A 25,172-nucleotide genomic window follows, 5' to 3' on the forward strand; every position below is an offset into this window, starting at 1 on the left:
TCCGCTCGGTGTGACCTGCGCCCGGCCCCCCGCCGAGGTAGTTCGATTCTCGGCGAGGTGGTACGCAGCACGCCGCGCCCGCTCGGTGAGCGGACGCGGCGTACTCCCTCGCCGAGGATCGAACTACCTCGGCGCTATGGCATCAGCGGAAGTCGCCGAAGTCGAGGTCCTCCAGCGGGATGGCCTCGCCCGTGCCCATGCCGAGCGTCGGGAAGTCGATCTCGTCGTAGCCGAAGCTCGGGTAGAGCTCCGCCTTCGCCTGCTCGGTGGGCTCGACCTCGATGTTCCGGTAGCGGGGCAGGCCCGTGCCGGCGGGGATGAGCTTACCGAGGATGACGTTCTCCTTGAGGCCCAGCAGCGGGTCACGACGACCGCTCATGGCCGCCTCGGTGAGCACGCGGGTCGTCTCCTGGAAGGAGGCGGCCGAGAGCCACGAGTCGGTGGCGAGCGAGGCCTTCGTGATGCCCATGAGCTCCGGACGGCCGGAGGCCGGCTGGCCACCCTCCGCCACGGCACGACGGTTCGCGTCCTCGAAGCGGACGCGCTCCGCGAGCTCACCCGGCAGCAGGTGCGAGTCACCCGAGTCGAGCACGGTCACGCGACGCAGCATCTGCCGCACGATGACCTCGATGTGCTTGTCGTGGATGTCCACGCCCTGCGAGCGGTAGGTCTCCTGGACCTCGTCCACCAGGTGCTTCTGCGTGGCACGCGGGCCGAGGATGCGCAGCACCTTCTTCGGGTCGACGGCGCCCTGGACCAGCTGGGTACCGACCTGGACCTGCTCGCCGTCCGTGATCAGGAGGCGCGCACGCTTGGTCACCGGGTAGCGGATCTCCTCGCCACCGTCGGCCGGCGTGAGGACCAGGTGGCGCGTGCGCTCCGTGTCCTCGATCGCCACGGTGCCCGTGTACTCCGCGATAGGCGCCTCACCCTTGGGGGTGCGGGCCTCGAAGAGCTCGGTGACACGCGGCAGACCCTGCGTGATGTCCTCCGCGGAGGCGACACCACCGGTGTGGAAGGTACGCATCGTCAGCTGCGTGCCCGGCTCACCGATGGACTGCGCCGCGATGATGCCGACGGCCTCGCCGATGTCCACCAGCTTGCCGGTGGCCAGGGAGCGGCCGTAGCACTTGGCGCAGGTGCCGACGCGCGACTCGCAGGTCAGCACGGAGCGGACCTTGACGTTCTCGATGCCGGCGGCGATGACCTTGTCGATCACCACGTCGCCCGCGTCCGAGCCCGCCTCGGCCACGACGTTGCCGTCCGCGTCCACGACGTCCGTCGCGAACGTGCGCGAGTAGATGCTGGTCTCGACGCGCGGGTGCGGCACCAGCACGTCGCCGATGCGCTCGGCGACGGGCAGCGTGAGGCCGCGCTCGGTGCCGCAGTCCTCCTCGCGGATGATGACGTCCTGCGACACGTCGACGAGACGACGGGTCAGGTAGCCGGAGTCCGCGGTACGCAGCGCCGTGTCGGCCAGGCCCTTGCGGGCACCGTGCGAGGCGATGAAGTACTCGAGGACGGACAGGCCCTCGCGGTAGTTGGACTTGATCGGGCGGGGGATGATCTCGCCCTTCGGGTTCGCCACGAGGCCGCGCATACCGGCGATCTGACGGACCTGCATCCAGTTACCACGGGCGCCCGAGGACACCATGCGGTACAGCGTGTTCCGCGAGTTGCTCTCGAGGTTCTCGCGCATGACCGACGCGATCTTGTCGGTGGCCTGCGTCCAGATCTCGATGAGCTCCTGGCGACGCTCGTCGTCGGTGATCAGACCCTTGTCGAACTGGTCCTGCACCTTGAGCGCGCGCTGCTCGTGCTCGTCGAGGATCGTGTCCTTGACCGCCGGCATCGCCACGTCCGAGATCGCGATCGTGACGCCCGAGCGCGTGGCCCACCGGTAGCCGGCGTCCTTCAGCGCGTCGAGCGACGTCGCGACGTCGACCTTGGGGTAGCGCTCCGCGAGGTCGTTGACGATCGTCGAGAGCTCCTTCTTGCCGACGACGCCGTTCTGGAACGGGTAGTCGATCGGGAGCGCCTCGTTGAAGATCGTGCGGCCCAGGGTGGTCTCGAACAGCAGCGTCTGCCCCTGCTCCCAGCCCTCGGGGGCCTCGAAGCCGCTGGTCGGCGGCACGAGGTCGGACATCCGCAGCTTGATCGTGGCGTTGAGGTCCAGCTCGCCGCGGTCGAGGGCCATGATCGCCTCGGCCTGCGAGGAGAACACGCGCCCCTCCCCCGTCGCGCCGGGGCGGTCCGAGGTGAGGTGGTGCAGACCGATGATCATGTCCTGCGAGGGCATGGTCACCGGACGGCCGTCCGACGGCTTGAGGATGTTGTTGCTCGAGAGCATGAGGATGCGGGCCTCGGCCTGCGCCTCCGCGCTCAGGGGCAGGTGGACCGCCATCTGGTCGCCGTCGAAGTCCGCGTTGAACGCGGCGCACACGAGCGGGTGCAGGTGGATGGCCTTGCCCTCGACGAGCTGCGGCTCGAACGCCTGGATGCCGAGGCGGTGCAGGGTGGGGGCACGGTTCAGCAGCACCGGGTGCTCCTGGATGACCTCCTCCAGCACGTCCCAGACCTCGCCGCGGGTGCGCTCGACCATGCGCTTGGCGCTCTTGATGTTCTGCGCATGGTTGAGCTCCACGAGCCGCTTCATGACGAACGGCTTGAACAGCTCGAGCGCCATCTGCTTGGGCAGACCGCACTGGTGCAGCTTGAGCTGCGGGCCGACCACGATGACCGAACGGCCCGAGTAGTCGACGCGCTTGCCGAGCAGGTTCTGACGGAACCGGCCCTGCTTGCCCTTGAGCATGTCGGAGATCGACTTCAGCGGGCGGTTGCCCGGGCCGGTGACCGGACGGCCGCGGCGGCCGTTGTCGAACAGCGAGTCCACGGCCTCCTGGAGCATCCGCTTCTCGTTGTTGACGATGATCTCCGGCGCGCCCAGGTCGAGCAGGCGCTTGAGCCGGTTGTTGCGGTTGATCACGCGGCGGTACAGGTCGTTCAGGTCCGACGTCGCGAACCGGCCACCGTCGAGCTGCACCATCGGGCGCAGGTCCGGCGGGATGACCGGGACGGCGTCCAGCACCATCGCCGTGGGCGAGTTGGTCGTCGTGAGGAACGCGTTGACGACCTTCAGGCGCTTGAGCGCGCGCGTCTTGCGCTGGCCCTTGCCCGTGCGGATGGTCTCGCGCAGCGACTCGGCCTCGGCGTCCAGGTCGAAGCTCTCGAGGCGCTTCTGGATCGCCGCGGCGCCCATCGAGCCCTCGAAGTACGTGCCGTACCGGTCGACGAGCTGGCGGTACAGCATCTCGTCACCCTCGAGGTCGGCGACCTTGAGGTTCTTGAACCGGTCCCAGACCTGCTCGAGGCGGTCCAGCTCCGCGTCGGCACGCTTGCGCAGCTGCGCCATCTCGCGCTCGGCGGAGTCGCGCACCTTGCGGCGCGCGTCGGCCTTGGCGCCCTCGGCCTCGAGCTCGGCCAGGTCGGCCTCGAGCTTCTGGGCGCGGACGTTGATGTCGTTGTCGCGGCGGTCCGAGATCTCCTTCTTCTCCAGGTCGATCTCGTTCTGGAGGTTCGGGAGGTCCTCGTGGCGGGCCTCGTCGTCGACCCACGTGACCATGTAGGCCGCGAAGTAGATGACCTTCTCCAGGTCCTTCGGGGCCAGGTCCAGCAGGTAGCCGAGGCGCGACGGCACACCCTTGAAGAACCAGATGTGCGTGACCGGGGCGGCGAGCTCGATGTGACCCATGCGCTCACGGCGCACCTTCGAGCGCGTCACCTCGACGCCGCAGCGCTCGCAGATGATGCCCTTGAACCGCACGCGCTTGTACTTGCCGCAGTAGCACTCCCAGTCCCGGGTGGGGCCGAAGATCTTCTCGCAGAAGAGCCCGTCCTTCTCCGGCTTCAGGGTGCGGTAGTTGATGGTCTCGGGCTTCTTGACCTCACCGTGCGACCAGGCACGGATGTCGTCGGCCGTTGCCAGGCCGATACGCAGCTCGTCGAAGACGTTGACGTCGAGCAAGATGTCCTACTTCCTCAAAGCTTTTCGAATGTCCGTGGAGTTCAGCTGGTCGCTGGATCAGATCTCGTCGACCGTGGCGGCCGAGTTGGGGCGTCGGGACAGATCGATGCCCAGCTCCTCCGCGGCGCGGTACACCTCGTCGTCGGACTCCTTCATCTCGATGGAGGTCCCGTCGCTCGAGAGCACCTCGACGTTCAGGCACAGCGACTGCATCTCCTTGAGGAGCACCTTGAAGGACTCCGGGATGCCCGAGTCGGGGATGTTCTCGCCCTTGACGATGGCCTCGTACACCTTCACGCGGCCGGGGACGTCGTCGGACTTGATGGTGAGCAGCTCCTGCAGCGTGTAGGCCGCGCCGTACGCCTCGAGGGCCCACACCTCCATCTCACCGAAGCGCTGGCCACCGAACTGCGCCTTACCACCCAGCGGCTGCTGCGTGATCATCGAGTACGGGCCGGTCGAGCGCGCGTGGATCTTGTCGTCGACCAGGTGGTGGAGCTTGAGGATGTACATGTAGCCCACCGACACCGGGTCCGGGAACGGCTCGCCGGAGCGGCCGTCGAAGAGCCGGGCCTTGCCGTCGGTGGCGACCATGCGCTCGCCGTCGCGGTTCGGCAGGGTCGTCGAGAGCAGGCCGCGCAGGCCGGACTCCTCGAGGCCGTCGAACACCGGCGTCGCCACCGGCGTCCCCGGCTCCGACTTCGCCGCGACCGCGGGCAGCGTCTCCTTCCAGGAGAGGTCGTCGCCCTCGGCCAGCTCGATGTCCCAGCCGCGGCTGGCGACCCAGCCCAGGTGGGTCTCGAGGACCTGGCCCACGTTCATACGACCGGGCACGCCCAGCGGGTTGAGGATGACGTCGACCGGGGTCCCGTCGGGGAGGAACGGCATGTCCTCCTGCGGCAGGATCTTCGAGATGACGCCCTTGTTGCCGTGCCGGCCGGCGAGCTTGTCGCCGACGGTGATCTTGCGGCGCTGGGCGATGTAGACGCGCACCAGCTGGTTCACGCCGGCGGGCAGCTCGTCGCCGTCCTCGCGGTTGAACTCGCGCACGCCGATGACCGTGCCCTGCTCGCCGTGGGGCACCTTGAGGGACGTGTCGCGGACCTCGCGGGCCTTCTCGCCGAAGATGGCGCGCAGCAGGCGCTCCTCCGGGGTCAGCTCGGTCTCGCCCTTCGGGGTGACCTTGCCGACCAGCACGTCGCCCGCGCCGACCTCGGCACCGATGCGGATCACGCCGCGCTCGTCGAGGTCCGCCAGGACGTCCTCGGAGACGTTCGGGATGTCCCGCGTGATCTCCTCGGGTCCGAGCTTCGTGTCGCGGGCGTCGACCTCGTGCTCCTCGATGTGGATCGAGGAGAGGACGTCGTCCTCCACGAGGCGCTGCGACAGGATGATCGCGTCCTCGTAGTTGTGGCCCTCCCACGACATGAACGCCACGAGCAGGTTGCGGCCGAGCGCGAGGTCGCCCTCGTCGGTCGCCGGGCCGTCGGCCAGCACGGAGCCGACCTCGACCCGCTGGCCCTCGTCCACGAGCACGCGCTGGTTGTAGCTGGTGCCCTGGTTCGAGCGGCGGAACTTCGCGGCGCGGTACGAGCCGGTGGTGCCGTCGTCGTTCGCGACGAGGACCAGGTCGGCCGAGACCTCGGTGACCACACCGGGCTTGGTCGCCACGATGACGTCGCCGGCGTCGACGGCCGCACGACGCTCCATGCCGGTGCCGACCAGCGGCGCCTCGGAGCGCACCAGCGGCACGGCCTGGCGCTGCATGTTGGCGCCCATCAGCGCGCGGTTCGCGTCGTCGTGCTCGAGGAACGGGATGAGCGCCGTCGCGACGGACACCATCTGACGCGGCGAGACGTCCATGTAGTCGATCTCGGCCGGCGGCAGGTCGTCGGTCTCGCCACCCTTGGTGCGCACCAGCACGCGCTCGCGGAGGAACGTGCCGTCCACGGCGAGCTCGGTGTTCGCCTGGGCGATGATGTGGCGGTCCTCGTCGTCGGCGGTCAGGTAGACGATCTCGTCCGTGACCTTGCCGTCGGTGACCTTGCGGTACGGCGTCTCGATGAAGCCGAACGGGTTGATGCGACCGAACGACGCGAGCGAGCCGATGAGGCCGATGTTCGGGCCCTCAGGGGTCTCGATCGGGCACATGCGGCCGTAGTGCGACGGGTGGACGTCGCGGACCTCCATGCCGGCGCGGTCGCGGGACAGACCACCCGGGCCGAGGGCGTTCAGACGACGCTTGTGCGTCAGGCCCGCGAGCGGGTTGTTCTGGTCCATGAACTGCGACAGCTGCGAGGTGCCGAAGAACTCGCGGATCGACGCCACCACAGGGCGGATGTTGATCAGCGTCTGCGGAGTGATCGCCTCGACGTCCTGCGTCGTCATGCGCTCGCGGACCACGCGCTCCATGCGGGACAGGCCCGTGCGCACCTGGTTCTGGATGAGCTCTCCGACGGCGCGGATGCGGCGGTTGCCGAAGTGGTCGATGTCGTCCGTCTCGACGCGGACCTCGACCGGCTGGCCGTCGCGGGTGCCGGGGATGGTCGCCAGGTCGGCGTGCAGCGCGGCGAGGTACTTGATCGTCGCGACGACGTCCGTCACGGACAGCGTGGAGTCGGCCAGCGGCGCGTCGACACCGAGCTTCTTGCTGATCTTGTACCGGCCGACCTTCGCCAGGTCGTAGCGCTTCGGGTTGAAGTAGAAGTTCTCCAGCAGCGCGCGACCGGCCTCGACCGTGGGCGGCTCGCCCGGACGGATCTTGCGGTAGAGGTCGACGAGGGCCTCGTCCTGCGTGTGGACGTGGTCCTTCTCGAGGGTGTCGAGGATCGACGGGAAGTCCGCGAACTCCTCGCGGATCTCCGCCTCCGTGAGACCGAGGGCCTTGAGGAGGACGGTGACGGGCTGCTTGCGCTTGCGGTCGACGCGCACGCCGACGGCGTCGCGCTTGTCGATCTCGAACTCGAGCCAGGCGCCGCGCGACGGGATGACCTTCGCCGAGAAGACGTCCTTGTCGCTCGTCTTGTCGGGCGTGCGCTCGAAGTAGACGCCCGGGGAGCGGACCAGCTGCGAGACGACGACGCGCTCGGTGCCGTTGATGATGAACGTGCCGCGCGCGGTCATGAGCGGGAAGTCGCCCATGAAGACCGTCTGGCTCTTGATCTCACCGGTCGTGTAGTTCACGAACTCGGCCGTCACGAACAGCGGCGCGGCGAACGTGAAGTCCTTCTCCTTGCACTCGTCCGCCGTGTACTTCGGCGGCTCGAAGCGGTGGTTCGAGAAGGAGAGGGACATCGACTGACCGAAGTCCTCGATCGGCGAGATCTCCTCGAAGATCTCCTCCAGGCCCGACGTCGCGGGGACGTCGTTGCGGCCGGCCGACGTCGCGGCCTCGACCCGGGCCTGCCAGGCGGGGCTGCCGAGCAGCCAGTCGAAGCTCTCGGTCTGCAGCCCGAGGAGGTCGGGGACCTCGAGCGGCTCGTAGATCTTGGCGAAGGAGACGCGGCGGGAAGCGGTGCGGTTCGCGATGGCGTCGGCGGACGGAACAGAAGGGGTGCGCGAGGCAGCCAAGAGGGGTCCTTCCCTGCAGTTCGATGGCACGCTGTACGCTCTGCGAGGGCTGGAGGCGCCGGACCGCGGGAGAGGACCGTCCCAGGGGTCACGAAGACGTGATCACGGAGGGCGGGGCTTCGTCGGCGGGGAGGCGTCGGGGCACAAGCGAGCGCAAAGCGCTAGCGTAGCCAGAACTTCGTCGTTTGTCCACTCGCGCGGGCACACGAGCGGACGCCCTCGGTTCTGGGTCTTTGAGGACGTTGTCTCGGTGGCCGCCATATGCCGCCCAAGAAACGGTTGTCGGACCAGCCTAACCCGTGCTATGGCCGTCCGGCCAGGCGTCGGCGCGCGACGTCGGTCACGGCACGACACCTCCACAAGCGGGCCGCTCCCCCGCCACGTCGTTGCCGCACCGCTCGCTCGCGGCGGCAGCTCGAGCTGCCGCGCCGACGTCGTCGGGCGTGCCGGGCCGTCGTCGATGGTCAGACGCAGCGAGGCCCGCACCCCCGAAGGGATGCGGGCCTCGCGGAGCGATGCGCGGCTAGGCCGCGACGATCACTTGAGGGTGACGGTGGCGCCGGCGCCCTCGAGGGCAGCCTTGGCCTTCTCGGCCGTCTCCTTGTTCGCGGCCTCCAGGACCGGCTTCGGGGCGCCGTCCACGAGGTCCTTGGCCTCCTTCAGGCCGAGGGACGTGAGCGCGCGCACCTCCTTGATGACCTGGATCTTCTTGTCGCCGGCGGCCTCGAGGATGACGTCGAACTCGTCCTTCTCCTCGGCGGCCTCGGCGCCACCGGCACCGCCGGCGGCGGGGGCGGCGGCCACGGCGGCGACCGGGGCCGCGGCGGTGACGTCGAACTTCTCCTCGAAGGCCTTCACGAACTCGTTGAGCTCGATGAGCGTGAGCTCCTCGAAGGCGGCCAGGAGCTCGTCGGTGCTGAGCTTCGCCATGATGGCGTTCCTTTCGATCAATGTCCCGTGGCGCCTGTCGGCCGGCCACGTGATCCGGGTGGTGCGTCCTGGGACCCGGGGGCCCCGCAGAAGCAGAGGGGGTGGTGCTCGCCGCACCGCCGTCAGGCGGCAGCGGCCTCCGATTCCTGCTTCTGACGCAGGGCATCGATGACGCGAGCGGCCTGGGCCGGCTTCGCAGTGAAGGCGTAGGCAGCCTGGTAGAGCTTGGCCTTCATCGCGCCGACCGTCTTGGCCAGCAGGACCTCGCGGGACTCGAGGTCCGCGAGCTTGGTGACCTCTGCAGCGGTCAGCGGCTTCCCGTCAAGGACACCGCCCTTGATGACCAGTGCAGGGTTCGCCTTGGCGAAGTCACGCAGACCCTTGGCGGCCTCGACCGGGTCACCGGTCACGAACGCGATCGCGGACGGACCCTTGAGGTCCGCCTCGAAGGCGTCGATCCCAGCCTCCTTGGCCGCGATGGAGGTCAGCGTGTTCTTCACCACGGCGTAGGTTGCGTTGCCGCTGAGCGACCGACGCAGCTCCTTGAGCTGCGCGACGGTGAGCCCGCGGTACTCGGTCAGCACGGCCGCGTTCGAGTCACGGAACTTGTCCGCGACCTCCGCGACAGCGGCTGCCTTGTCCGGCCTCGCCATGGCAATCCTTCCGGTGGTGGTGCCACCGGTACCCGGAAAAGAAAGGAGCCCCGGCGCAGGTGCGCACGGGGCTCGGAGCTCACAGCGGACTGTGTGATCGTCGTCGTGTCACCTACGCAGGCCCCCGCACTCTTCGCGGGACTTCGGTCTTCGGCTTCCTGGGCGAGCCCGGGCAGCGTCTGACGACCGGCGGTCTTGGGTTACCCGACGATGCTAGCGCACGCAGCCCCTCGGCCCAAGCCGCGGACAGCACATTGTGACCCAGATCATGGTGCTGCTAGCTTCACCCCGCGGCTGCGTGGGGACGTCGAACATGAGCGCCCCCTCCCATGGGCCACCGAGCCCGCGTGCCATGCATCTCGTCCAACGCAACGAGGAAGGAAGCGACGATGAGCGACCCCATCACCATGGGCCACTGAGCCTGCTTGCCCCGCATCTCGTCGAGACGACACAGGGAAGGAAGCGTCGATGAGCGACCCCATCACCGTGGGCCACTGACACACCGTCGTGCCCGCCCCAGACCCCCCCCCCCGCGACCTGGTTCCGTCCCGCCCGAGGGGTGCCGACCACCGAGAACGGACAACCTTTCTGTGACTCCTGGCGACACGGCGCCGACGCTGAGGCAGATCGACCGGCGGTTCACCGCCCTCACGGCACTCCGCTGGCTCCCGTCCGGGCTGTCGGTCCCGACGATGGTCCTGCTGATGCAGGAACGCGGACTGGACGTGCGCACCGTCGGCATCCTGCTCGCGGTCCTGGCGGCGGCGATCATCGTGCTCGAACTCCCGTCGGGCGGGTTCGCCGACGTGGTCGGCCGTCGTAACTCTCTCCTGATCTGCGGATCCTTGAGCGCACTCGCCGCCCTCGGCTTTGCCTTGAGCCCCGGCATCGGCGCTTTCGCCGTGACGATCCTCGTCCACGCGGTCGCCAAGGCGCTCGACTCCGGGCCCCTGAAGGCGTGGTACGTGGACGCCGCACAGTCGCTGGATCCCGACGTGGACCTGACGCCAGGCTTCGCCCGCGCGGCGACGGCCGAGTCGCTCGGTCTGGGAGCCGGCGCGCTGCTCGCAGGCGGTCTCGTCGCCATCGCGCCGTTGCCCGCCGCGGAGGGTCCGATACTTGCCCTGTCCGTGCCGTACCTCGCCGGGAGCTGTCTGACGTTGCTGTCGCTCGGACTCGTCGCGCGCTGGGTCCACGATCCGCCGCGCCAGCGCGCCCTCGTCGTTCGCGAGATCGTGACGCGAGAAGTTCCGGCGACCATGGCGCGAGGCGTCCGCCTCGCGGTGACGCGCGGGCCATTGCGCAGCATCGCGCTCTACATAATCGCCCTCGGCGTCGCGCTGTCGGGCGTCGAGCTGCTCGCACCCACCGCGTTCTCGGGGTTCTTCGGTGGCGGCTCGGCCGCGTCCGGCTTCTACTCGGTCCTGGTGACCGCGGGGTTCGCGGGGTCGGCACTCGGTGCGTCGCTCGCACCTCGCGTCGCGCAGCTGGTCCGCGGTTCGCGCCGTGGCGCAGGTCTCGCGACGGCGGTGGCGGCACTCGGGATCTGCGGGCTCGCGGTGCCACTCGTCGGGTTCGCGGCCGCCGGGTACTTCCTCGTGTTCCTGCTCCTCGGGATCGCCAGCCCGCTCGTGGACGAGGCGACGCAGAGCGCGACGCCGTCGGACCAACGCGCCACCGTCGGCTCCGTGATGTCCCTGGCGATGCAGTCGGGCGGAGTTCTCGCGAACGTCGTCTGCGGCGCTCTCGCGGCATCGGTCGCCCTGCCCATGGGCGTGGGTGTCATCGCCCTCGGCCTGGTGCTCGGCGCCGTCGCCATCGTCACCAGCACGAGCACGAGCGGGGATCGCCGCACCCGGACCTCCCGCGAACACCCTGCAGGCGACCCTTGGACGGCGGGCCAGCCCGCCGGTCGCCCCTAGAGGACCAGCGGCCCGAAGCACACCAGCGGGACAGGCTCCGGCTCGTCCGCCACCGCCCGGGCGAGTGCCTCCCCCGGCCGTAGCCCGTCGCGCAGCCCCACGTGGAGCACCGGCATCACTCGGACGGCGACGTCGTCGCGCAGCGGCGCGACGCTCGCGATGACGGCCCGGGCACCCATGCGTAGCAGCACGCTGGTCAGGCCGAGCGGCTCGCCCCCCTGGCGGATGCTCGCGGACCCCACGTCGCATGCCGAGAGGACCATGACTGCCCGAGTCAGGTCGTGCCCATCCAGCTCGTGCGCGAACAGCGGTCCGTCGGCCAGGAGGAGGCTCGAGAAGACCGGGTTGTCCGGCTCGTGCGAGCCGTGGGTGGCCAGATGGACCACCGATGCCTCCTTGACCGCGCCTGCGACCGCCGCGCAGGTCGCCTCGCCGTCCACCAGGGTCCGCGCCGCACTCCCCCACACCCTGGCCACCTCGGCGGCCTCCGCGCCCGCCAGCCGAAGGCCGGGGCCGGCGACCGCCAGTGCCGAGCCGGCTTCCCACCCGCCATCGCCGCTGGTGACCCAGGAATTCACGACCGTCGACACTCCGCGCCGGGACGGCAGCATGGACCACGGGACCGACACCAACCGGTCCCGGGCCGCGATGTACACGGGCCCGTCGACGTCGGCGCCCCGGAGGAGTGCGTCGTCCAGCCAGGCCAGGCTCCGTGCGAGGGACTGCGAGACGGTGGCACGCAGCGGCGGGGGGAGCAACGGGTTGGACAGCGCCCCAAGGTCTGCGCGCACACGACGCGCCTGCTCGAGCGTCTGCTCCAGCGGGGCCAGGTCGAGCAGGCGCGTGCCACCCCCGTCGACCCGCACCGCGCAGACCCGGCCCTTGATCATCATGAGGTCGAGGACGGTGCGGTCCGAGCCCGCCGCCCGGAGCTCCGCACGCAGCGCGCGGGCCGAGGTGGCCTGCGGCACCCCCGCGTGGCCGTCCGCGTGCCAAGACCGTTCGCGGGCCCGGCTCTGGAGCCGGCGCGCGTCGCGCCGGAGCCGCGCCTGCTCGATCCCGGAGGTCGCGTCCCCCTCGAGCTGCCGGGCGCGCTCGGCTAGCCGGCGCGCGCTCCCCACGAGCGCGGCCATCTCAGGGTCCTCGGGGGGCTGCACCCTCCCGGACCCCGCGAAGGTGGCGCGACCGCGCTCCACCGCGTCGAAGACCGCGTCGGGACGCCCTGAGCGCATGGCCGCGTCCAGGTCCACCGACTGGAGCCGGATCCCGTGGACCGACGCGGCGGTGACCGCCTCGACGGAGCCCAGCCGCTGCCGGTGCTGCGCCAGGAGCTGGTGGCCCCTGCGCACCGCGGCGAGACCGCGGCGCCGGTCCTCGTCCGCGAACGCCGCGAGGGCCCTCACGACCTGGGCGCGCAGCTGCGTGCCCAGCGAGAGCCCCGACGGCGGCGGCAGCCGGCGCAGCCGCTCGGCCGCCACGTCCGGCCGCCCGCCGCGCACGGCCCCCTCAGCGACCACCAGGTCGAGGTCGACGGCCACGCGGTCGGCGCCCGGCAGGGCCCGCGCGCGCTCGGCGAGGCGCGCCGCGTCGTGCGCGAGCCGCAGGAACGCGCGCGGCGGCGCACCCTCGTCAACGAGCACCTCGTGCCGCGCGTCGATGGTGATCAGGCCCGCCCGCAGGTCGAGCAGGTCGTGACCGGCCCGTCGTGCCCGCCCCCGCACACGCCGGGCGACGGCCATCGCCTCGTCGTAGCGCCCCAGCCCCACCAGGCACCGGGCCTGGCCGAGCTGCGCGTCGATGAGGTCGCGCCACGCGCGGGTGTCCGCGAGGACGTCGGCGGCCATCCCGAGCGCCTCGGCCGCCTCGGTCAGCAGGCCGGCCTCGTAGAGCACCGCGGCCTTGTCCATGAGGCCGATGCCCGCGTGCTCGGGTGGCGAGCTCTCCGCCGCAGCGTCCATCGCCCGGAGCGCCGCCGGCAGATCGCCGCCCAGGTAGCGTGCGTAGCCCAGGTTGTGCTCGGCCATGAGCTCGACCGCGGTCTCCCCCACCCGGTGCGCGAGCTCCCGAGCGCGCTCGAGGTCCCTGACAGCCACGTCGAGCTCGCCGGTCTCGAGGCACAGCCAGCCCCGGTTGATGAGGACGGGCACGAGGTCCCGCTCGTCCATGATCCCCACGAGGGCCGCGTCGAGCTCGGCCCGCGCCTGGGCGAGGTCCCCCATGCGCATGAGCTGCAGGCCACGGTGCCCCTGCACCACCGCGACCATCGACTCGTCGCGAGCCCCCGACGCGAGGACCTGCGCGGCGTCGAGGAGGTCCAGGACGACGTCCCGCTCGGCGCCACGCTCGTACTCGCAGGTGGCGATCCCGACGAGGACTCGCGCGCGGGCCCGGACGACGTCCGCGCCGCCCGGGCCCTGCATCCCGTCGAGCCTGCGGAGGGCGGCGCGGTAGGTCCGCAGGGCGAGCCCGAACCGCCGGTGCGACCGGGCGCTCGTCCGTGCCCGTTCGATCTGCTCCAGCACGGCCTCGAGCCCGTCCACGCCTCACCTCATGTCGTCACCCTCGGTGGGCACCCTCCACCGACAGCCCGCCGGTCGCACCGCTGATGGCCGACCAGATCTGCTGCACCCTCGTGGGGACGAGCGTATCGGCGTCGTCCTCCGCACCCAACGCGAGGGCGTCCTGGCGCAGTGCCAGGAGCTCCCGGGCGATCTCGCCCGCCAGCACGGGGGCGGAGAAGGAGGTGCCGCTCCACGTCGCGAACCCGCTCTGGAAGCCCTCAGGGTCGATGGTCGACCGGAACTGGTCCGAGTGCCGCTCCTTGATGCGCAGCGAGGGCGTCACCGGACCGTCGAGCGTGACGGGCACGGTACTCACCACGCCGGCGCCCGGCCGCAGGCAGGTGACCCACGGCCCGTCGTTGCTGAAGAGCGCGGTGGTCCCGTCGGGGTTCAGCGCCCCCACCGTCAGGATTGGGGGCCGCTCGGACGACGTGTCCCCTGCCTCCGTGATGGTCGGGGGCACGGACCGCCGGTCGACCTCGGGGGCGAACGCTGCGGGGAACTCGGGCCGTGTCTCGCCGTCGTTCCCGGCCGCGACGACGACGGCGACGCCGGAGTCGCGGAGCTTGGCGAGCACCGCGCGGAGGGGGTGGTCCCACCGCATGTCCTCCGGGCGCTCGTGGTAGTAGCCCATGGAGAGCACGACCACGTCGACCGGCACGTACCCGTCCTCGCCCGCCAGCCCACGGTCGTGGAAGCGCGCCAGCCGGCGCAGCGAGTCGATGACGTCGGACTCCGCCACGACCCCGGACCCGCCGACGGTCCGCACGGGCAGGAGCAGCGCGTCCGGGCAGACCTGGTGCACGATGCCGGCGATGAAGGTGCCGTGCCCCGCGACGGGGTCCAGCGGCCCGGTCAGCGGCGACGTGCTCGACCCGCCGATCTCGGCGTCCTCCTCCGGGTAGCGCTGCGCGGGGTAGGTCCCTATGGGCTCCCCGTCGAGCAGTGCGTCCCGGATGACGACCCCGTTGCCGTCCGACCCGCCGTCGGCGTCGTAGGTCCCGAACCAGTCGTGCGTCCCGATGCCCGTGTCGAGCACGGCGACGACCGGGCGGGCCGCGCCGTCCGGGGTCCGCCGCATGTCGCCGTCGTCACGCACGTGGCGGGTCGGGGCGGCCCCGAGCCAGCGGACGGGAGCACGGCCGCCCGACCCGGCGACGCCGTACTCCGCGAGCCCCTCGACCGGGTGGGTCGAGAACGGGTGGGTCGAGAACGGGTGCGTCGAGAACGGGTGCGTCGAGAACGGGTGCGTCGAGAACGGGTGCGTCGAGAACGGGTGCGTGGAAAACGGGTGCGTGGAGAACGGGTGCGTCGAGAACGGGTGCGTCGAGAACGGCCGCGTCGACATGACGTGGTCGAGGCTGAGAGACCAGTCCGTCGAACGGTCGTCGCCGTCGGCCTCGAGCGCCTCCCACGCGTCGGGCTGCGCGTCCTGGCTCTCGGGGAGCAGGCGGAGCACGAAGCCGCGCTGGTCGTCCACGTCGCCGAGCAGGTCCGACGACGCGCCGTCCTCGCGGTAGTGCACCTGGAGGCTCACCCTGCACCCCTGGCGTCGTGCCTCCCGCTCCACCCGGGTCGCCTGCGCGGCGTCGTCGGGGAAGTCCACGTCGAGAAGACGAGGGCGTGCGTCGGGGGCCTCAGGTCGCCGCACCCGGTCACGCAGGCCGCGGGGCAGCTCGCCGTGCACGATCACCCGGTCAGCGACGTACCACGTCGGCTCGACCGCGCGACGCCCCGGGCGGGCGCGCAGCGCGTTCGGGTCCAGGTACCGCATCGGCGAGTCGGCCGGTCGCGGCTCGCGACCTCCCGGTCCAGTGGGCGTCTCGGTCACGGGTCCTCCTCGTCACGGGCGCGCCGGATCGGCGCAGGTCAGGTCCGGGCGCAGGTCGCGCCCGGGTTCAGAGCTCGACGACCGGGGTGGCGACGGTGAGGTCGCTGCCGTCGGGCAGTCGCACGAGCAGGCTGGTGGGGCCGCGGTCGACGGCGGTGAACGCGAAGCGGCCGTCGTCGTCGGCGGTGGTGACGCGCTCGCCACCGGGCTGGCGCAGCTCCACGACCAGGGTGTCCGCGGGAGCCACCCAGCCGTCGAGGCGCACGTGCGTGCCGTCGTCGTCGGTGGACAGCGCGATCATCACCGTGAGTCGCTCGTGCGTGAAGGTGATGGTGCGCGCCTCGAGCGGCGGGGCGTCACCGCGCACGGAGCCGACGGGCGCGTCGATCTGCTGCAGGTCCATCACCTCGGCCTCGAGGCGGGCGAGCGTCATCGCGAACAGCGACCGCTCGACGAGGCCCTCGGGCATCGGGTCCACCGCCTGCACGGCACGGCCGAGGCGGTCCAGGACGGCGACGTCACGCTCGTCCAGGGGCTCGTCCTCGCCGGGCACGGGCGCACCCCACGCGTTCTCGTGCTTCGGGTTCATGTCCACGAGGCCTCCCCTTGTTCGGTGAGGACGGCGCGCAGCTTCGCCAGGCACCGTCCCCGTGTGGCGCCGATGCTTCCCACCGGCATGCCGATCGACGCCGAGATCGCCTTGTAGTCCGGGCGGTCGGCGAGCGAGACGAGTCGCAGCAGCTCCTGGCAGCGCTCCGGGAGCTTGCGCAGCGAGGACCACAGGAGGCGGTCGCGCTCGTCGCGCAGCACCTCCGCCTCCGGGCCCGGGCCGGCGTCGGGCAGGGCCGCGGAGCCCTCCGTGACGTCGTCGGGCAGCTCCGTGCGGCGACGCTGGTCGGCGCGCCCCTTGCGGACCGCCTCCCACGCGGCCCGGCGGGCCGTCACGAGGAGCCACTTCAGCACGGCCTTCGGCTCCGCGATCGTGTCCGCGTGCCGCACCAGCGCCGCCCACGTGGACTGCACCACGTCGTCGGCGACGTCCCGGTCGACGCCCTGGGCGCGCACCGTGTGCCACAGCAGCGGGCTGGCCTCCCGGACCAGGTCGGTCAGGGCGTCGGTGCGCCCCTGGCGGAAGTCGAGGATCGCCCGCGCGGCCCGGTCGCCCAGGCTCTCGTCGGCGTCGGGCGCCCCACCGAGCGGTTCCTCAGTGGCTCGTGTCATGGCTGTTCGCACCTCGTGAGGGCTCGTCGAGAAGCCGGGGCGGCCGCGACCCGGAGTCTCTGAGCCTACGGCGTGCGCCGACGACGCGGCAGAGGCGGGTTGCATCCTCATGCAAGGTCCTCCTCCCGCGCGCGTGCGGAGCGGCGTACTCGTCATCGCCCGGAAAGAGGACGACCCGCACCGCGTGATACACGCGGCGCGGGTCGATCTCGACGGGCTCGGGTCAGCAGGCGCCCAGGTCCCGCCACACCCCCCACTGCCCGCTCTGCGCGGGGTTCTCGTTGGTGGTCCACCACTTCGCCTCGTACGTGTGCCCCTGGTAGGACACCCGGTTGCCGCCGGTGTAGACCGACGACGCGGCCCAGGCCGCCGCAGTGCAGTCGCCCGGGTCGACAGGCGGGTCGGTCGGGTCGACCGGCCGGTCGGTCGGGGGCGTGCTCGGCCCGGTCGCGAGGCGCCCGCCGACGACGTCCGCGAACGCGTAGCCGTTCGTGGCGTCCCAGTTGATCGACCAGGTCATGGCGCCGCCGATCGGGCCGTACGCCTTCGCGGGCGTGAACGCGCCGCAGCCCGTGCGCGCCTCGAGGCAGTCGAGGGCCTGCACGACGTTCGACGCGGGCTGGTACCCGCCGCCCGCGGCCCGGGACGTCGCGGGAACGCCGATGCCGACCTGGTCCGGGCGCAGGCCCATCTCGAGCTGGATGCACGACAGCGCGGTGAGGAAGTCGACCGTCCCCTGCGAGTAGACCTTCTGGTCGCACCCGAGCATCGACCCGGAGTTGTAGTACTGCGTGTTGACGATCGTGAGGATGTCCTTGATCGCCAGCGTGAGCTGGTAGTAGCCCATGCTCGTCGCCTGGTAGTCGATCGTCTGCGGCGCCATCGTGAGGATCAGGTCGGGCCCGGCCCTCGCCGAGAGCTGGTGCAGGGCGTCGGCCATCGCGGTGGCGTCGATGCCGTGCTCGAGGTCGATGTCGACGCCGTCGAACCCGTACTCCTGCATGAGCGCGTACGCGCTGTCGGCGAAGCTCTTCGCCTCCGTCGCGTTCGAGATGACGACGTTGCCCTTCTCGCCGCCGACGGACAGCACCACCTTGCGGCCCTGTGCGTGCATCGCGGCGACGTCGGCCTTGAACTGAGCCTCCGTGTAGCCGCCCAGCTCGGCGCTCGCGACCTCGAACGTGATGCCGCCCGGGGTGCCGGCCTGGTTCTCGGCGAAGGCGACCGCGACGAGGTTGTACGCCGCCGGGACCTGCGACAGGCGCAGCACCGTGGCGCCGTTGTCGAAGTTCTGCCAGTAGCCCGTGAGCCACGGGCCGCCGGCCACGGCGGCCGCCGCCGCGGGCTCCTGCGCGGCGGGGGCGGGCCCGGCGGCCGAGGCCAGGGCCCCGCCCGTCAGGGCGAGGGCGGCGGCGCCGAACGCCGCCACCAGGCCGGCCACGGCCCTCCTCGTTGCTGTTCTCACGGCGTGCTCCCTCGTCGTCGAGCGGTGCGGTCGACACGACGGTAGGCCCGCGGCCGCGTCCGACGGCATGAGGGATTCCCCGGCATCTGCGCCGGCGGGATGAGGGAGTTCGCGTACGACGACGGCCCGGCACCCTCGCGAGTGCCGGGCCGTCGTCCGTGGTTCAGCGGGTCCCTGCCGGGATCACGCCTCCTCGAGGAGCTTCGAGGTGCGCGACTGGTCCAGCGGGATGCCGGGGCCCATCGTCGTCGCCATCGTGGCCTTGGTGATGTACCGGCCCTTGGACGACGTCGGCTTGAGACGCAGGACCTCGTCCAGCGCGGCGGCGTAGTTCTCCACCAGCGCCTTCTCGTCGAAGGACGCCTTGCCGATGATGAAGTGCAGGTTCGCGTGCTTGTCGACGCGGAACTCGATCTTGCCGCCCTTGATGTCGGACACGGCCTTGGCCACGTCCATCGTCACGGTGCCGGTCTTCGGGTTCGGCATCAGACCACGGGGGCCGAGCACCTTGCCCAGGCGGCCGACCTTGCCCATGAGGTCCGGCGTCGCCACGGCGGCGTCGAAGTCGGTGTAGCCCGCCGCGACCTTGGCGATGAGCTCGTCGCCACCGACCTCGTCGGCGCCGGCGGCCACGGCCTCCTCGGCCTTGGCGGCGTTCGCGAAGACGATCACGCGGGCCGTCTTGCCGGTGCCGTGGGGCAGGTTGACCGTGCCGCGGACCATCTGGTCGGCCTTGCGGGGGTCGACGCCCAGGCGGAACACGACCTCGACGGTCGCGTCGTACTTGACCGTCGCGGTCTCCTTGGCGAGGCGAACCGCCTCGAGGGGGGCGTACAGGGCGTCGCGGTCGATCTTCTCCGCCGCGGCGCGGTACGCCTTGCTGCGCGTTGCCATCTGCTTCTCCTTCTGCAGTCGTGGTGAGCGGGTCCGCGCGGACCCTGCCACGTGCCCGGCGTCGTTCGCCGGGGCTTGGTCCGAGCCGCCCGGGCCGGACCGGACGGATCCGGTCACGGCACGGGCGGCCCGGGCGCGGATCACTCCGCGACGGTGATGCCCATCGAACGAGCGGTGCCGGCGACGATCTTCATCGCGGCGTCGATGTCGTTCGCGTTGAGGTCCTGGAGCTTCGTCTGCGCGATCTCGCGGACCTGGTCCTGGGTGAGCTGCGCGACCTTGACCGTGTGCGGCGTCGCGGAGCCCTTGGCCACACCAGCGGCCTTCTTGATGAGCTCGGCGGCCGGCGGCGTCTTCGTGATGAAGGTGAACGAGCGGTCCTCGTAGACCGTGATCTCGACCGGCACCACGTTGCCGCGCTGCGACTCGGTGGCCGCGTTGTAGGCCTTGCAGAACTCCATGATGTTCACGCCGTGCTGACCGAGCGCGGGGCCGATCGGCGGGGCGGGGGTGGCCGCACCGGCGTTGATCTGGAGCTTGATGAGGCCGGAGACCTTCTTCTTGGGAGGCATGACTCTTCCCTGTCTTTCTTGTTCGTGGGCCGACGCCGTGGGCGATGACCCGGTTGCAGTACCGCGTCCGTCAGATCTTGGCGACCTGGTTGAACGACAGCTCGACCGGGGTCTCCCGGCCGAAGATGGAGACGAGGACCTGGAGCTTCTGGGCCTCGGCGTTGATCTCGGAGATCGTGGCGGGCAGCGTGTCGAACGGGCCGTCGGTGACGGTGACCGACTCGCCGACCTCGAAGTCGACCTCGACGGGGGTCTTCGCCGCCGCGCCGGACGACGCCGCGGCGCCCTTGCCGGCCTCGGGGGCGGCCTCGACGAACACCGGCGCCAGCATCGAGAAGACCTCGTCGAGCGTCAGCGGCACGGGCTGGTGCGTGTGGCCGACGAAGCCTGTGACGCCCGGCGTGTGCCGCACGGCGCCCCACGACTCGTCCGTGAGGTCCATGCGCACGAGGACGTAACCCGGGATACGGACGCGGCGGACGGTCTTCTTCTGCGCGTTCTTGATCTCGGTCACCTCCTCCATGGGGACCTCGATCTGGAAGATGTAGTCCTCCATGTTCAGGCTCTGGATGCGGTTCTCCAGGTTGGCCTTCACACGGTTCTCGTACCCGGCGTACGAGTGGATGACGTACCAGTCGCCGAACTGTGCGCGCAGCGTGCGGCGGAACTCCTCGGCCGGGTCCTCGACGACGTCGCCGTCGGCGTCCGCGGGGCGCTCGCCCTCGGCGGCCTCGTCGGCGTTCTCGACGTCGGTGTCCTCAGCAGCGCCCTCGGTACCGGACTCCTCAGCAGCGTCCTCGGTGCCCGCCTCGGGCTCCGCGTCCGCGGGCGCGCCGAGGTCCGCCTCGACGCCGTCGGCGTCGGGCTGCGTGGGGTCGACGTTCTCCGTCTGGTCCAGCGGATCCTGGGACACGAACGAACCTGCTTTCTGGAATCTGCTTGCTTCGGTGGCGGGCGACCGGCGGCCTGCCGCGGTCAGTCGCCGAAGAGGGCGAGGACGCCCAGCCCGATGGCCCAGTCGAGCGCCGTCACGAACAGCATGACCACGACCACGAACACCAGGACGACGATCGTGTAGTTGACCAGCTCCGAGCGGGTCGGCGTGACGACCTTGCGGAGCTCCGCGACGACCTGGCGCACGAAGAGCGCGATCCGCGCGAACAGGTGCGGGCGCTTGCCGGTGGCCGACTTGCCGCCGCCGGGCGTCCCCACGGCCTCAGCCGGTGACTCGCTCACTCGCACTACCCCGTTTCGCGTTCCCGCCGCGGCCGCGCCACCTGCCGGTGACGCACCCACGGCACTGACTCTGGCGTTCCGGGGTCATGCGATGGCCCCGCTGCGCGCGGCCCCGCGGGGGATCACGCTGGCAGGGTAGACAGGACTCGAACCTGCAACCTGCGGTTTTGGAGACCGCTGCGCTACCAATTGCGCCACTACCCTTCGTGCTCGACGCCCGTCGTCCAGGCTCGAATCACCCGGAAGGGCGCGTTCGAGCATTGGCGGGCATCAACCACCGAGGGACAACTGTACGCGACGCGCGGGCGTGGGTCGAACCACCCCCGTCCACACCCGCGGCAGCCCCTCGGCACCGCCCCGCACACCCCCGCCGAGCCCGACCCGTCCACCAATCGGTGGACCACGGGTCCCCCCGTCCGGGGCTCCCGCGGGCCCCGGCACGACGGCGAGGCTCGGTGCATGGCCTCGACGACGACCCCCGCACCGGCACCGCCGCCCGCCCCCGAGGGGCGCGCCTCCGCCCGCCCTCCCGCGCAGCGCAGCACCGCGCACCGACCCCCGGACGGGGCGGCCGTCCGCGTCCGAGGGCTGGCCAAGCGCTACGGCACCAAGCAGGCCGTGGACGGGCTCGACCTCGACCTCGCCGCCGGCGAGATCGTCGCCGTGCTCGGACCGAACGGGGCCGGCAAGACCACGACGGTCGAGATCCTCGAGGGCTTCCGTGACCGCGACGGCGGCGAGGTGCGCGTGCTCGGCGAGGACCCGGCCCGCGCCGGCCGCGCCTGGCGGGCCCGGATCGGCGTCGTCGCGCAGGACTCCCGCGACCAGGCCGAGCTGACCGTGGCGGAGTCCGTGCGGTCCACGGCGCGCTACTACCCCGCGCCGCGCGACCCCGACGAGGTCGTCGCCGCGGTCGGCCTCGGCGCCAAGGCGGGGGCCCGGGTGCGGTCGCTCTCCGGCGGCCAACGACGCCGCCTGGACGTCGCGCTCGGCGTCGTCGGCGGCCCCGAGCTGCTCTTCCTCGACGAGCCGACCACCGGCTTCGACCCCCAGGCGCGGCGCACCTTCTGGGACCTCGTCCTGAGACTGCGCGAGACCGGCACCACGATCCTGCTGACCACCCACGACCTCGCCGAGGCCGCGCACCTGGCGGACCGCGTCGCCGTCGTGCGCGCCGGGCGGGTCGTGGCCGAAGGCGCCCCCGAGTCCCTCGGCGGCGCCGAGGCGCGCACTCCCCTCGTGACCTGGACGCAGGACGGCGTGCGTCGCAGCGAGCGCACCGACGCGCCCACCGCCCTCGCCGCCCACCTCATGGCGACCGCCGCGGGGGCCGACGGCGAGGTCGCCGACCTGTGCATCACCCGCCCGAGCCTCGAGGACGTGTACCTGGGGCTCGTCACGAAGGAGGACCACGCATGAGCGCCACCGTCGTCGGCACCCGGGGCGCGCCTGGCCGGGCCCGTCAGAGCGGGCGGCTGCCCGGCGTCGCGCGACTCTCGCTCGTGCGCGCCGGCCTGGAGCTGCGCCAGTTCTGGCGCGAGCGCGACGCCGTGATCTTCGTCTTCGCGTACCCGATCGTCATGCTGGCGATCTTCGCCACGGTGTTCGGCGGGCAGGACCAGGGCACCGACGTCGCCGAGATCGGCTTCGCCCAGTACTTCCTGCCCGGCATGGTCGCCACGGGCGTGGTGCTCACCAGCTTCCAGTCGCTGGCGACCTCCATCGCCGTGGAGCGCGACGACGGCACGCTGCGGCGCCTGCGCGCCACGCCGCTGCCCGCCTCGGGGTACTTCGGCGGCAAGGTGCTGCTGACCCTCGCGACGTCGGTCGTGCAGACGGCCCTGCTGCTGGCGGTCGCCGCGATCGTGTACGACGTGCCGATGCCGTCCGACGCCGGCCGCTGGGCCACGTTCGGCTGGGTCTTCGTGCTCGGCACCGCCACCGGCACCGTCTGCGGCGTGGCGTTCTCCTCGCTGCCCCGCTCCGGCCGGTCCGCGAGCGCCGTCGTGACGCCGGTGGTGCTGGTGCTGCAGTTCGTCTCGGGCGTGTTCTTCGCGTTCTTCGCCCTGCCCGCGTGGATGCAGACCCTGGCCTCCGTGTTCCCCCTGAAGTGGATCGCGCAGGGCATGCGGTCCGTCTTCCTGCCGGAGGAGATGGTGGCGCTGGAGCCCGGGGACTCCTGGCAGCACCTGGCCACCGCTGGTGTACTGGTCGTATGGCTGATCGCGGGGCTCGTCGTCGGCGTGCGCACCTTCCGGTGGCGACGTCGTGACGACGGCTGACGGCGCGGCCGTGGAGCACGCACCCGGCGGTCCGCCGGACCGGTACGCGGCGGTGGTCGACGACGGCTGGGAGCGGCAGGTCGTCTGGTGGGACCGCACGTTCGTCGCGATCGTGCTCCTCACCGCCGTCGCGCTCCCCCTCGCCGGGCAGCGCGGCGCCGCCCTGTGGATCGGCTACGCCGCGATGGCCGCGATCCTCGCCGCCTACGCCGTCTGGGGCGCGCGGGCCGCCCGGACGCGCGACCAGCGCACGGCCACGGCGTACGTCGTCGTCCTGATCTCGGGGACCGCCGTCGCGGTGGCCCAGAACGGCATCGCGACGCTGCTGCTGTTCGGTGCGTTCACCCAGCTGTGGATGCTGTTCGACCCGCCACGCCGGGCGGTGGTGGCGTCGGTGGTGCTGGCGGCTGCGACGACCGTCGGGATCGCCTTCCAGGGCGGGTTCGACGTGGCGACGCTGCTGCAGGCCGCGCCCCAGCTGGCCATCGCGCTGGCGTTCACCATCGCGCTGGGGCTGTGGGTCGCGACCACCATGCGGCTCTCCGAGGAGCGAGCCCGCCTGCTGGCCGAGCTGCGGGCCGCGCAGGCCGAGCTCGCCGAGTCGCACCACGCGGCGGGCGTGACGGCCGAGCGCGAGCGCCTCGCCCGCGAGATCCACGACACCCTGGCGCAGGGCTTCACGAGCGTCGTGACGCAGACGCAGGCCGCGACCGCGGCCCTCGACCGGGGCGAGCAGGACCGCGCGCGCGAGCGCCTGCTGCTGGTGGAGCAGACCGCGCGGGACAACCTCGCCGAGGCGCGCGCCCTGGTGGCGGCGTTCGCTCCGGTGCCCCTGCAGGGCTCGACGCTGGCCGAGGCGCTGCGCCGGCTGGCCGAGCGGTTCACCGCCGAGACGGGCGCGCGCGTGCTGCTCGACGTCGCCGGCACGGCCGCCCCCGGCGGGGCCACCGGCCACGCGGCGGCGGACGTCGTGCTGCTGCGCGCGGCGCAGGAGGCGCTCGCCAACGTGCGGCGGCACGCCGGGGCGCACGCGGTGACGATCCGGCTGACGCGCGACGCGGCGGCGGACCCGTCGACCGACCCCGCCGGCGGCGGGGAGCACGCCCCGGGCGTCCGGCTCGAGGTGACCGACGACGGCCGGGGGCTGCCCGCCGGGCACACCGACGGCCTCGGCCTGGCCGGGATGCGCGAACGGGTCTCGGCCGTGGGCGGCACGCTCGACGTCGGGCCCGGCGAGCGGGGCGGCACGCGCGTCGAGGTGCACGTGCCCGCCGGGGACGCCTCGTGAGCGGGGGCGGCACCGGCGGCATCGCGGGCGGGGCCGGCCCGGCCGCGCCCGCCGTGCGCGTGCTGGTCGCCGACGACCACCCCGTGGTGCGCTCGGGGATCATCGGGATGCTGGACGGCGAGCCCGACGTCGAGGTCGTGGGCGAGGCCCCCGACGGCGAGGCGGCCGTGGCGCTGGCCGCCGAGCTCGCGCCCGACGTCGTGCTCATGGATCTGCGGATGCCCCGGCTCGACGGGGTGGGCGCGACGGAGCGGATCGTCGGGGCGGCGCGCAGGGGCGGGCCGCACGTCGTCGTCCTCACGACGTACGACACCGACGCCGACATCCTGCGCGCCGTGGAGGCCGGGGCCACCGGCTACCTGCTCAAGGACACCCCCCGCGACCAGCTCGTCGCGGGCGTGCGGGCGGCGGCGCGGGGCGAGACCGTGCTGGCACCAGGCGTCGCGACGCGGCTCGTGACCAGCGTCCGCACGGCGGCCGAGCGGCCGACGGCGCGCGAGGCGCAGGTGCTGGGGCTGGTGGCGCGCGGGCTGTCCAACGCGGCGGTGGGCCGGGAGCTCTTCATCGCCGAGGCCACCGTGAAGACGCACCTGCTGCGGGCGTTCGCGAAGCTGGGCGTCGACGACCGCACCGCAGCCGTCACCGTGGCCCGGGAGCGCGGCTGGCTGACCTGACCAGCTCCCGACCACCAGGCCCTGACCGGGCCCGAACCGACCGGGTCGG

General features: G+C 72.0%; 18 protein-coding genes and 1 tRNA gene. 5 read left to right on the forward strand and 14 right to left on the reverse strand.

Features of this window, described 5'->3' with window-relative positions; translation table 11 throughout:
- Nucleotides 1–142 precede the first annotated feature (142 nt).
- The 4 genes from ACFWDO_RS02245 to rplJ all read right to left on the reverse strand — a co-directional run bounded on the left by ACFWDO_RS02245 (nucleotide 143) and on the right by rplJ (nucleotide 9,177).
- Nucleotides 143–4,024 (reverse strand): DNA-directed RNA polymerase subunit beta', encoded by a 3,882-nt coding sequence (locus tag ACFWDO_RS02245; RefSeq protein WP_380322277.1) that lies wholly within the window; start codon nucleotides 4,022–4,024, stop codon nucleotides 143–145.
- A gap of 57 nt (nucleotides 4,025–4,081) precedes the next feature.
- On the reverse strand, nucleotides 4,082–7,594 hold the full coding sequence (rpoB, locus tag ACFWDO_RS02250; RefSeq protein WP_380322280.1) for a DNA-directed RNA polymerase subunit beta: 3,513 nt from the start codon (nucleotides 7,592–7,594) through the stop codon (nucleotides 4,082–4,084).
- A 537-nt stretch (nucleotides 7,595–8,131) separates the two neighbouring features.
- Nucleotides 8,132–8,524 carry a 50S ribosomal protein L7/L12 gene (gene rplL / locus ACFWDO_RS02255; protein ID WP_380322283.1) on the reverse strand — a complete coding sequence of 131 codons (393 nt, stop codon included), beginning with the start codon at nucleotides 8,522–8,524 and terminating at the stop codon, nucleotides 8,132–8,134.
- A gap of 122 nt (nucleotides 8,525–8,646) precedes the next feature.
- Complete coding sequence (gene rplJ / locus ACFWDO_RS02260; RefSeq protein ID WP_380322286.1) at nucleotides 8,647–9,177, reverse strand: 50S ribosomal protein L10; 531 nt, start codon at nucleotides 9,175–9,177, stop codon at nucleotides 8,647–8,649.
- Nucleotides 9,178–9,767: 590 nt separating this feature from the next.
- On the opposite strand from rplJ, the gene ACFWDO_RS02265 reads away from it, so the two are divergent.
- Nucleotides 9,768–11,099 (forward strand): MFS transporter, encoded by a 1,332-nt coding sequence (locus ACFWDO_RS02265; protein ID WP_380322289.1) that lies wholly within the window; start codon nucleotides 9,768–9,770, stop codon nucleotides 11,097–11,099.
- Here ACFWDO_RS02265 and ACFWDO_RS02270 read toward each other — a convergent pair.
- The 10 genes from ACFWDO_RS02270 to ACFWDO_RS02315 form a co-directional block, all read right to left on the reverse strand.
- A complete protein-coding gene (locus ACFWDO_RS02270) occupies nucleotides 11,096–13,639 on the reverse strand; it encodes a CHAT domain-containing protein (RefSeq protein ID WP_380322292.1) in 2,544 nt (847 codons plus the stop codon). The genes ACFWDO_RS02265 and ACFWDO_RS02270 overlap by 4 nt on opposite strands.
- Before the next feature lie 16 nt (nucleotides 13,640–13,655).
- Nucleotides 13,656–15,491 (reverse strand): S8 family serine peptidase, encoded by a 1,836-nt coding sequence (locus tag ACFWDO_RS02275; RefSeq protein WP_380322295.1) that lies wholly within the window; start codon nucleotides 15,489–15,491, stop codon nucleotides 13,656–13,658.
- Between the two features lie 67 nt (nucleotides 15,492–15,558).
- Complete coding sequence (locus ACFWDO_RS02280) at nucleotides 15,559–16,080, reverse strand: hypothetical protein (RefSeq protein ID WP_380322304.1); 522 nt, start codon at nucleotides 16,078–16,080, stop codon at nucleotides 15,559–15,561.
- On the reverse strand, nucleotides 16,077–16,712 hold the full coding sequence (locus ACFWDO_RS02285) for an RNA polymerase sigma factor (protein ID WP_380322298.1): 636 nt from the start codon (nucleotides 16,710–16,712) through the stop codon (nucleotides 16,077–16,079). Before ACFWDO_RS02285 ends, ACFWDO_RS02280 begins: the two co-directional genes overlap by 4 nt.
- A gap of 223 nt (nucleotides 16,713–16,935) precedes the next feature.
- The gene (locus ACFWDO_RS02290) at nucleotides 16,936–18,177 is read right to left on the reverse strand and encodes a glycosyl hydrolase family 18 protein (RefSeq protein WP_380346773.1); all 1,242 of its coding nucleotides are present in this window, start codon (nucleotides 18,175–18,177) and stop codon (nucleotides 16,936–16,938) included.
- 183 nt (nucleotides 18,178–18,360) lie between these two features.
- Nucleotides 18,361–19,071 carry a 50S ribosomal protein L1 gene (gene rplA / locus ACFWDO_RS02295; RefSeq protein WP_380323554.1) on the reverse strand — a complete coding sequence of 237 codons (711 nt, stop codon included), beginning with the start codon at nucleotides 19,069–19,071 and terminating at the stop codon, nucleotides 18,361–18,363.
- Between the two features lie 140 nt (nucleotides 19,072–19,211).
- Nucleotides 19,212–19,643, reverse strand: a complete 432-nt coding sequence (rplK, locus tag ACFWDO_RS02300; RefSeq protein WP_380323551.1) for a 50S ribosomal protein L11 — start codon at nucleotides 19,641–19,643, stop codon at nucleotides 19,212–19,214.
- Nucleotides 19,644–19,713: 70 nt separating this feature from the next.
- The gene (gene nusG / locus ACFWDO_RS02305; protein ID WP_380323548.1) at nucleotides 19,714–20,556 is read right to left on the reverse strand and encodes a transcription termination/antitermination protein NusG; all 843 of its coding nucleotides are present in this window, start codon (nucleotides 20,554–20,556) and stop codon (nucleotides 19,714–19,716) included.
- Nucleotides 20,557–20,618: 62 nt separating this feature from the next.
- The gene (gene secE / locus ACFWDO_RS02310; RefSeq protein WP_380323545.1) at nucleotides 20,619–20,879 is read right to left on the reverse strand and encodes a preprotein translocase subunit SecE; all 261 of its coding nucleotides are present in this window, start codon (nucleotides 20,877–20,879) and stop codon (nucleotides 20,619–20,621) included.
- Between the two features lie 128 nt (nucleotides 20,880–21,007).
- Nucleotides 21,008–21,083: transfer RNA gene (locus ACFWDO_RS02315), tRNA-Trp, on the reverse strand.
- 255 nt (nucleotides 21,084–21,338) lie between these two features.
- Between ACFWDO_RS02315 and ACFWDO_RS02320 the strand changes: the two genes are divergently transcribed.
- The 4 genes from ACFWDO_RS02320 to ACFWDO_RS02335 are packed head-to-tail and all read left to right on the forward strand — an operon-like array spanning nucleotide 21,339 to nucleotide 25,123.
- Nucleotides 21,339–22,298 carry an ABC transporter ATP-binding protein gene (locus ACFWDO_RS02320; protein WP_380323542.1) on the forward strand — a complete coding sequence of 320 codons (960 nt, stop codon included), beginning with the start codon at nucleotides 21,339–21,341 and terminating at the stop codon, nucleotides 22,296–22,298.
- The gene (locus ACFWDO_RS02325) at nucleotides 22,295–23,161 is read left to right on the forward strand and encodes an ABC transporter permease (protein ID WP_380323539.1); all 867 of its coding nucleotides are present in this window, start codon (nucleotides 22,295–22,297) and stop codon (nucleotides 23,159–23,161) included. Before ACFWDO_RS02320 ends, ACFWDO_RS02325 begins: the two co-directional genes overlap by 4 nt.
- Entirely contained in the window at nucleotides 23,148–24,449 is a 1,302-nt protein-coding gene (locus ACFWDO_RS02330; protein WP_380323536.1) for a sensor histidine kinase, read from the forward strand. The genes ACFWDO_RS02325 and ACFWDO_RS02330 overlap by 14 nt, the downstream gene beginning before the upstream one ends.
- Nucleotides 24,446–25,123: a response regulator gene (locus ACFWDO_RS02335; RefSeq protein ID WP_380323533.1), complete on the forward strand. Its 678-nt coding sequence runs from the start codon at nucleotides 24,446–24,448 to the stop codon at nucleotides 25,121–25,123. Before ACFWDO_RS02330 ends, ACFWDO_RS02335 begins: the two co-directional genes overlap by 4 nt.
- Nucleotides 25,124–25,172 lie beyond the last annotated feature (49 nt).

Origin of the sequence: Isoptericola sp. NPDC060185 (assembly GCF_042728595.1) — a bacterium.
GTDB lineage: Bacteria > Actinomycetota > Actinomycetes > Actinomycetales > Cellulomonadaceae > Isoptericola.